Genomic DNA, 6,848 nt, shown 5'->3' with positions numbered 1-6,848 from the left:
ATTTTTTCTCTTCAACCGAACCGCTTGTTGTGTGAAGTGATTCACATCCGCCGTGTCGATGGAGGCGCATTATAGGGAGTTCTCAGCAGGCCGCAACCGCTAAATGACAGAAAAATGACTGACTGCTGCATTCCACAGCAAAACCCCGCCTTATACCTTTTTACACACAGACTTATCCACAATGATGCGAAAAAGTGAAAATGTGCGAGCGTTGCGCAAACGTTTTCGTTAAAATGCTCGCGCTTCACAAGGATGCCTCGTCAGGTGTGTTAGATGAGTTTTTCGCAGGAAAATTCATCTAACGCTCTCTGTAATCGTGAAATCCAGGGGATTTACCATGCAACAACGTCGTCCAGTCCGCCGCGCTCTGCTCAGTGTTTCTGATAAAGCCGGTATCGTCGAATTCGCTCAGGCACTTTCTGCACGTGGCGTAGAGCTGCTTTCTACAGGCGGTACCGCTCGCCTGTTAGCAGATAAAGGTCTGCCGGTAACCGAAGTGTCCGATTACACCGGTTTCCCGGAAATGATGGATGGACGCGTCAAAACCCTGCATCCAAAAGTCCACGGCGGTATTCTTGGCCGTCGCGGTCAGGACGACGCCATTATGGAACAGCATGACATCGCGCCAATCGACATGGTTGTCGTTAACCTCTACCCGTTCGCCCAGACTGTTGCCCGCGAAGGCTGCTCTCTGGAAGATGCCGTAGAGAATATTGATATCGGCGGCCCGACCATGGTGCGCTCCGCAGCCAAGAACCATAAAGATGTGGCCATCGTCGTAAAGAGCAGCGATTACGAAACCATTATTAATGAGATGGATGCCAACGAAGGGTCACTGACGCTTGCAACGCGTTTCGACCTCGCCATCAAAGCCTTCGAACACACCGCCGCGTACGACAGCATGATCGCCAACTACTTCGGCAGCCTGGTACCGGCTTACCACGGTGAAAGCAAAGATCCTTCCGGCCGCTTCCCGCGCACCCTGAACCTGAACTTCATTAAGAAGCAGGATATGCGTTACGGTGAGAACAGCCACCAGCAGGCTGCCTTCTATATAGAAGAAGAGGTAAAAGAAGCCTCTGTTGCGACCGCCCAGCAGGTTCAGGGCAAAGCGCTCTCCTATAACAACATTGCCGACACCGACGCAGCGCTGGAATGCGTGAAAGAGTTCAGCGAACCTGCCTGCGTTATCGTCAAGCACGCGAACCCATGCGGCGTTGCCGTGAGCACCTCCATTCTGGAGGCCTACGATCGCGCCTACAAAACCGACCCGACCTCCGCATTCGGCGGCATTATCGCCTTCAACCGCGAGCTGGATGCCGAAACCGCACAGGCCATCATCTCCCGCCAGTTTGTCGAAGTGATCATCGCGCCATCCGCTTCTGAAGAAGCGCTGAAAATCACCGCGGCGAAACAGAACGTGCGCGTCCTGGTTTGCGGCCAGTGGGCGGAACGCGTTCCGGGCCTGGACTTCAAACGCGTGAACGGCGGCCTGCTGGTACAGGACCGCGATCTGGGTATGGTGACAGAAGCCGACCTGCGCGTGGTGACCAAGCGTCAGCCGAGCGAGCAGGAACTGCGCGACGCGCTGTTCTGCTGGAAGGTCGCGAAGTTCGTTAAATCCAACGCCATCGTCTACGCCAAAGAGAACATGACTATCGGGATAGGCGCAGGCCAGATGAGCCGCGTCTACTCTGCGAAAATCGCGGGTATTAAAGCAGGCGATGAAGGCCTGGAAGTGAAAGGCTCCGCCATGGCTTCTGACGCCTTCTTCCCGTTCCGTGACGGTATCGACGCGGCTGCTGCTGTAGGCATTACCTGCGTGATCCAGCCTGGCGGCTCAATCCGCGACGACGAAGTGATTGCCGCCGCTGACGAACACGGCATTGCGATGATCTTCACCGACATGCGCCACTTCCGCCATTAATTCCCGGAGCAGAAAATGAAAGTATTAGTGATTGGTAACGGCGGACGCGAACACGCTCTGGCGTGGAAAGCGGCTCAGTCTCCGCTGGTGAAAACGGTCTTCGTGGCACCGGGCAACGCCGGTACCGCACTGGAACCCGCACTGCAGAACGTGGCTATCAGCGTGACCGACATTCCGGCGCTGTTGAGCTTTGCCCAAAGCGAGAAAATCGACCTGACCATTGTCGGCCCGGAAGCGCCGCTGGTGATTGGCGTGGTTGATGCGTTTCGCGCTGCAGGCCTGAAAATCTTCGGCCCCACGGAAGGCGCTGCGCAGCTGGAAGGATCTAAAGCCTTCACCAAGGATTTCCTCGCACGTCATCACATCCCGACGGCGGAATATCAGAACTTCACCGAAGTGGAGCCTGCTCTGGCCTACTTACGTGAAAAAGGTGCGCCGATTGTCATCAAGGCCGACGGTCTGGCCGCCGGTAAAGGCGTGATTGTGGCAATGACGCTCGAAGAAGCCGAAGCCGCAGTTCAGGATATGCTGGCGGGCAACGCCTTCGGCGATGCGGGCCACCGCATCGTGATCGAAGAGTTCCTCGATGGCGAAGAGGCGAGCTTTATCGTGATGGTCGACGGCGAGCACGTTCTGCCGATGGCCACCAGCCAGGACCATAAGCGCGTGGGCAATGGTGATTCAGGCCCGAATACCGGCGGGATGGGCGCTTACTCCCCTGCTCCGGTCGTGACTGACGAAGTACACCAGCGCACGATGGATCGCATTATCTGGCCAACCGTGAAAGGAATGGCGGCAGAAGGCAACACCTACACCGGTTTCCTCTATGCGGGTCTGATGATCGACAAGCAGGGCAATCCTAAGGTTATCGAATTCAACTGCCGCTTTGGCGATCCGGAAACTCAGCCAATCATGCTGCGCATGAAATCCGATCTGGTCGATCTGTGTCTGGCGGCCTGCGAAGGCAAGCTGGACGAGAAAACGTCGGAATGGGATGAGCGTGCGTCTCTGGGCGTGGTGATTGCTGCGGGTGGTTACCCTGGCAACTACAACACCGGTGATGAGATCCACGGCTTACCGCTGGAAGAGGTTGAAGGCGCGAAGGTATTCCACGCTGGAACGAAACTGGCTGATGATGACCGCGTACTGACCAACGGCGGACGTGTGCTGTGTGCGACCGCGCTGGGCCATACCGTTGCAGAAGCGCAGAAGCGTGCCTATACGCTGATGGCGGATATCCACTGGAACGGTAGCTTTAGCCGTCAGGATATCGGCTATCGCGCAATTGCGCGTGAGCAGGGCAAGTAATTTCATACCCTCACCCTAACCCTCTCCCACAGGGAGAGGGGATTTACGTCAGAAACTCTTCTCTGTAGGCTGCCAGGTGCAGAAATCTTCGTTCGCCACCAGCAGCAGCTGAGAGCCTTCCGGCGCCTCAAGCCACGCCACACTCACTTCCATTGATGAATGACGCTGACGGCGTTGAATATGTTCGGTCGCCCAGGATTCGAGGTCAGGCTTCATGGTTTGACCTTCGCAGGTCGTGACCGTCCCATCGTCATGCCAGCGCCCCTGGCGCAGCACGACGCGTCCCTGACGCAGCGCATCGCTGGTCTGGCGGATTTGTTCAGCATGATAGCGGTAGAGGGCGATTTGATCGCTGGAAAGCTGCTGTTTTTGACCGCTGACTTCACGCTGCATAAAGCTCAGCTCGCCATGGTCGTCAAAACGCACTTTCACGTGTTCGGGGGTCTTGCTGTAGACGTTCAGTTCAATCAGCGTCAGGTCATCGCCCTGCCAGCGATATTCCGCGGTCGACGTATTCCCGTTATGCCACGGGCTAAAGGCTGAAAGCAGATGAACTTCATCGCCGGAATCTTTGCGCCAGATCCTGACCGCGCCCTGGTTGTCCGCGTAACCGCTGGCGGTAAACGGCGGCAGAGAGGAATCGTGGCTACAGGCTGACAGCAGCAGCATGCCTGCCAGCGCGAGCGTTCCACGCCAGAAAGACAAAAGGGGCGTTGCCGCCCCTTCGCTAAAACTGTTCACTGCCACGCGTCTTACTTAACAGCGTCTTTCAGTGCTTTACCAGAAACAAATGCCGGCACGTTAGCTGCGGCGATTTTGATTTCTTTACCGGTCTGCGGGTTGCGGCCAGTACGCTCAGCGCGGTGGTTCACTTTGAAGGTACCGAAACCAACCAGTTGTACAGCATCACCTTCTTTCAGAGACTCAGTAATAGCAGCCAGGGTAGATTCCAGAGCAGCTTTAGCCTGCACTTTAGACAGATCAGCCTTGTCCGCAATTACATCAATCAGTTGAGTCTTGTTCATAAGTTATCCTTTCAATGTGTTTATCGCTTGCTAAGCATCGAGTGCGACGAAAATGCCAAAAAAGCACTCTCCTGCATACACGCACCGATAGCCACTTTTTTTCGCCCCCCAAATGTAGACCAGACAAGGGTCGAAAGGGAAGAGTCGAGGAGCGACAAAACGGGCGTTATCTCAAGTTTTCTTATCTCATTGGTTAAAAATTATACCAATATTACTCTCGCCGGCCTCACGTAAGTCCGCGCGCAGCCCTTTTATCAGCTCAATATCACGTTCTTCACACTCTGCCAGCAGGCGGAAAATTTCCCACTGAATATCCCATTCTTGCTCAACGGCCGGGTTTGCACGGAGCTCTTCGTCGGTCATTTCGCGTCCTTCCTGGGTCATTTCCAGCATCGCCACGCTAGTGATAGATGCCTTACTGACTTCGATAGCATGTTCCAGCGTTTCGCCGCTCAGACGGGAGTGAAGCAGCTCGCTTAACGCTACGCAGGCATCAATCGCCGGGTAGACGCCATAGAGGTCAAAATCATCCGCAGCCGGAATCGCCTCTTCCAGCTTTTCCAGCTGAGAGTCGAAATTCACCTTCGCGTCTTTCACCGTCAGCGTTTCCCAGATCAGGTCCAGAATTCGGCGATAAAGATGCCCATCGCCAAAGCCCGTTTCCTTGCAGAACGCGGCATAGTTGGGATACATGCGCTCGCACAGGCAAGCCATAAAGGTGACGTGCTGCCAGCTTTCCAGCTTTTCAAGGCGCAGGTGAATCGGGTTTTGTAGCATGATGATCTCTCGAATCGAAAATTAGGCGCAGTTTACCTGAATCATCGCTGAATTTCCTGCCAACGAACAAAAGCCGGACGCGATGAAGCCACGGCGTCTGCCCAGCGCGTCGGCTCCGGCAAGCGGTAGCCCTTCATACAACGCTGCACCCACGCCAGGGCGCTGTCCATGCTTACCCGATGCCCGGTAGCGATAAACAGCGGGTTACAGCGGGCTTTGCTGCGCCAGACCCACGCCAGCTGCTCGCCTTTATGGATGAGCGGCGCCAGCGCGCCCGGCTCCGCGGAAAGCGGTTCAAACGCGCCACACAGGCGTTTCTTGGCGACGCCAATGGTCGGCACATCCACCAGCAGGCCAAAGTGGCTGGCAACGCCTAAACGGCGCGGGTGTGAGATACCGTGTCCATCAACAAACAGCAGGTCAGGTTTTTGCGAGAGCTGCTCCCACGCTGCCAGCAGCGCGGGGTATTCGCGGAAGGAGAGAAAACCGGGGATATAGGGCATGGTGGTGGCGATACGCGCCACCTTGTATTCCACCAGCTCAAGCGAAGGGTACTTCAGGACCACCATCGCCGCTCGCGTTACTTCGCCCCCTTGCTCGAATCCGACGTCTGCTCCGCCAATGTACTGCGGAGGATCCTTATCCAGACGATCCTCGCGGATCACCGATGAAGCCAGTTCGATTTGCTGAGCGCGTAGCGACGCGAGATCCATAACCACTCCTTACTTGTGATACTGGGCAGAAAGCCGATGCACCGCCTCCACAAAGACGCCTGCGTGTTCTGGCGGCACATCCTGATGAATGCCGTGGCCGAGGTTAAAGACGTGGCCTTCACCCTGGCCGAAACCAGACAGTATAGTCGACACTTCTTCTTCAATGCGGGCAGGCTGAGCATAGAGCATGGAGGGATCCATGTTTCCCTGCAGCGCCACTTTGTCACCCACGCGGCGGCGGGCATCGGCGATATCGGTAGTCCAGTCGAGACCCAGCGCGTCGCAGCCGGTTGCTGCCATGGCTTCCAGCCACTGACCGCCACCTTTGGTGAACAGCGTTACCGGCACGCGGCGACCTTCGTTCTCGCGCAGCAGGCCGTCGACAATTTTATGCATGTAGTACAGGGAGAACTGCTGATAATCGCGCCCGGTCAGCACGCCACCCCATGTGTCGAAAATCATGACCGACTGCGCACCCGCTTTAATCTGCGCGTTGAGATAGAGCGTGACGCTCTTCGCCAGCTTATCGAGAAGCGCATGCAGGGCCAGAGGCTCGGCGTACATCATCTTTTTAATCATGGTGAAGGCTTTGCTGCTGCCGCCTTCAACCATATAGGTCGCCAGCGTCCACGGGCTGCCGGAGAAACCAATCAGCGGCACTTCGCCTTTCAGCTCACGGCGAATGGTGCGCACGGCGTTCATCACGTAGCCCAGTTCACCTTCCGGATCGGGGATTGGCAGCTTATCTACATCCGCTTTGCTTTTGATCGGGGAGGTGAAGCGCGGGCCTTCGCCGGTTTCGAAATAGAGCCCAAGGCCCATAGCATCCGGAATAGTCAGAATGTCCGAAAAGAGAATGGCGGCATCCAGCGGGAAGCGGCGCAGCGGCTGGAGCGTGACTTCGCAGGCCAGCTCGGCGTTTTTGCACAGCGACATAAAATCACCCGCCTGCGCGCGCGTGGCTTTGTACTCTGGCAGATAGCGTCCCGCCTGGCGCATCATCCACACCGGGGTGACATCAACGGGCTGGCGCAGCAGCGCACGCAGATAACGATCGTTCTTCAGTTCGGTCATTTTTGCATTTCCTTAAGCGTCATG

7 protein-coding genes are annotated in these 6,848 nt (G+C 56.3%); 2 read left to right on the top strand and 5 right to left on the bottom strand.

From position 1 onward, the window contains the following. Positions 1 to 337 precede the first annotated feature (337 nt). Together purH and purD are read left to right on the top strand one after the other, a co-directional pair. Positions 338 to 1,927, top strand: coding sequence for a bifunctional phosphoribosylaminoimidazolecarboxamide formyltransferase/IMP cyclohydrolase (gene purH / locus ABR39_RS00670; RefSeq protein ID WP_047345355.1), 1,590 nt, complete (start codon positions 338 to 340; stop codon positions 1,925 to 1,927). Positions 1,928 to 1,942: 15 nt separating this feature from the next. Further along, a complete protein-coding gene (purD, locus tag ABR39_RS00665) occupies positions 1,943 to 3,235 on the top strand; it encodes a phosphoribosylamine--glycine ligase (protein ID WP_047345354.1) in 1,293 nt (430 codons plus the stop codon). Positions 3,236 to 3,283: 48 nt separating this feature from the next. Here the strand turns inward: purD and ABR39_RS00660 are convergent, their stop codons facing one another. The 5 genes from ABR39_RS00660 to hemE all read right to left on the bottom strand — a co-directional run bounded on the left by ABR39_RS00660 (position 3,284) and on the right by hemE (position 6,824). Then, positions 3,284 to 3,976, bottom strand: a complete 693-nt coding sequence (locus ABR39_RS00660; protein ID WP_047345353.1) for a DUF1481 domain-containing protein — start codon at positions 3,974 to 3,976, stop codon at positions 3,284 to 3,286. A gap of 11 nt (positions 3,977 to 3,987) precedes the next feature. Beyond that, on the bottom strand, positions 3,988 to 4,260 hold the full coding sequence (gene hupA / locus ABR39_RS00655) for a nucleoid-associated protein HU-alpha (RefSeq protein WP_002445246.1): 273 nt from the start codon (positions 4,258 to 4,260) through the stop codon (positions 3,988 to 3,990). 186 nt (positions 4,261 to 4,446) lie between these two features. Next, entirely contained in the window at positions 4,447 to 5,037 is a 591-nt protein-coding gene (locus ABR39_RS00650; protein ID WP_047345352.1) for a YjaG family protein, read from the bottom strand. Between the two features lie 41 nt (positions 5,038 to 5,078). Beyond that, positions 5,079 to 5,750 carry a deoxyribonuclease V gene (gene nfi / locus ABR39_RS00645; protein ID WP_023309979.1) on the bottom strand — a complete coding sequence of 224 codons (672 nt, stop codon included), beginning with the start codon at positions 5,748 to 5,750 and terminating at the stop codon, positions 5,079 to 5,081. A 9-nt stretch (positions 5,751 to 5,759) separates the two neighbouring features. Further along, positions 5,760 to 6,824: a uroporphyrinogen decarboxylase gene (gene hemE / locus ABR39_RS00640; RefSeq protein ID WP_010425930.1), complete on the bottom strand. Its 1,065-nt coding sequence runs from the start codon at positions 6,822 to 6,824 to the stop codon at positions 5,760 to 5,762. Between the last annotated feature and the right edge of the window lie 24 nt (positions 6,825 to 6,848).

Origin of the sequence: Enterobacter genomosp. O (assembly GCF_001022965.1) — a bacterium.
Classification (GTDB): Bacteria; Pseudomonadota; Gammaproteobacteria; order Enterobacterales; family Enterobacteriaceae; genus Enterobacter; species Enterobacter cloacae_L.
Note: the sequence above shows the minus strand (reverse complement) of the source record. Positions and strands in the feature narration are given on the sequence as shown.

Excerpts from the sequence above, each read along its gene's own strand:
- purH (WP_047345355.1), top strand. The coding sequence starts at position 338 with ATGCAACAACGTCGTCCAGTCCGCCGCGCTCTGCTCAGTGTTTCTGAT.
- purD (WP_047345354.1), top strand. The coding sequence starts at position 1,943 with ATGAAAGTATTAGTGATTGGTAACGGCGGACGCGAACACGCTCTGGCG.
- hupA (WP_002445246.1), bottom strand. The coding sequence starts at position 4,260 with ATGAACAAGACTCAACTGATTGATGTAATTGCGGACAAGGCTGATCTG.
- ABR39_RS00650 (WP_047345352.1), bottom strand. The coding sequence starts at position 5,037 with ATGCTACAAAACCCGATTCACCTGCGCCTTGAAAAGCTGGAAAGCTGG.
- nfi (WP_023309979.1), bottom strand. The coding sequence starts at position 5,750 with ATGGATCTCGCGTCGCTACGCGCTCAGCAAATCGAACTGGCTTCATCG.
- hemE (WP_010425930.1), bottom strand. The coding sequence starts at position 6,824 with ATGACCGAACTGAAGAACGATCGTTATCTGCGTGCGCTGCTGCGCCAG.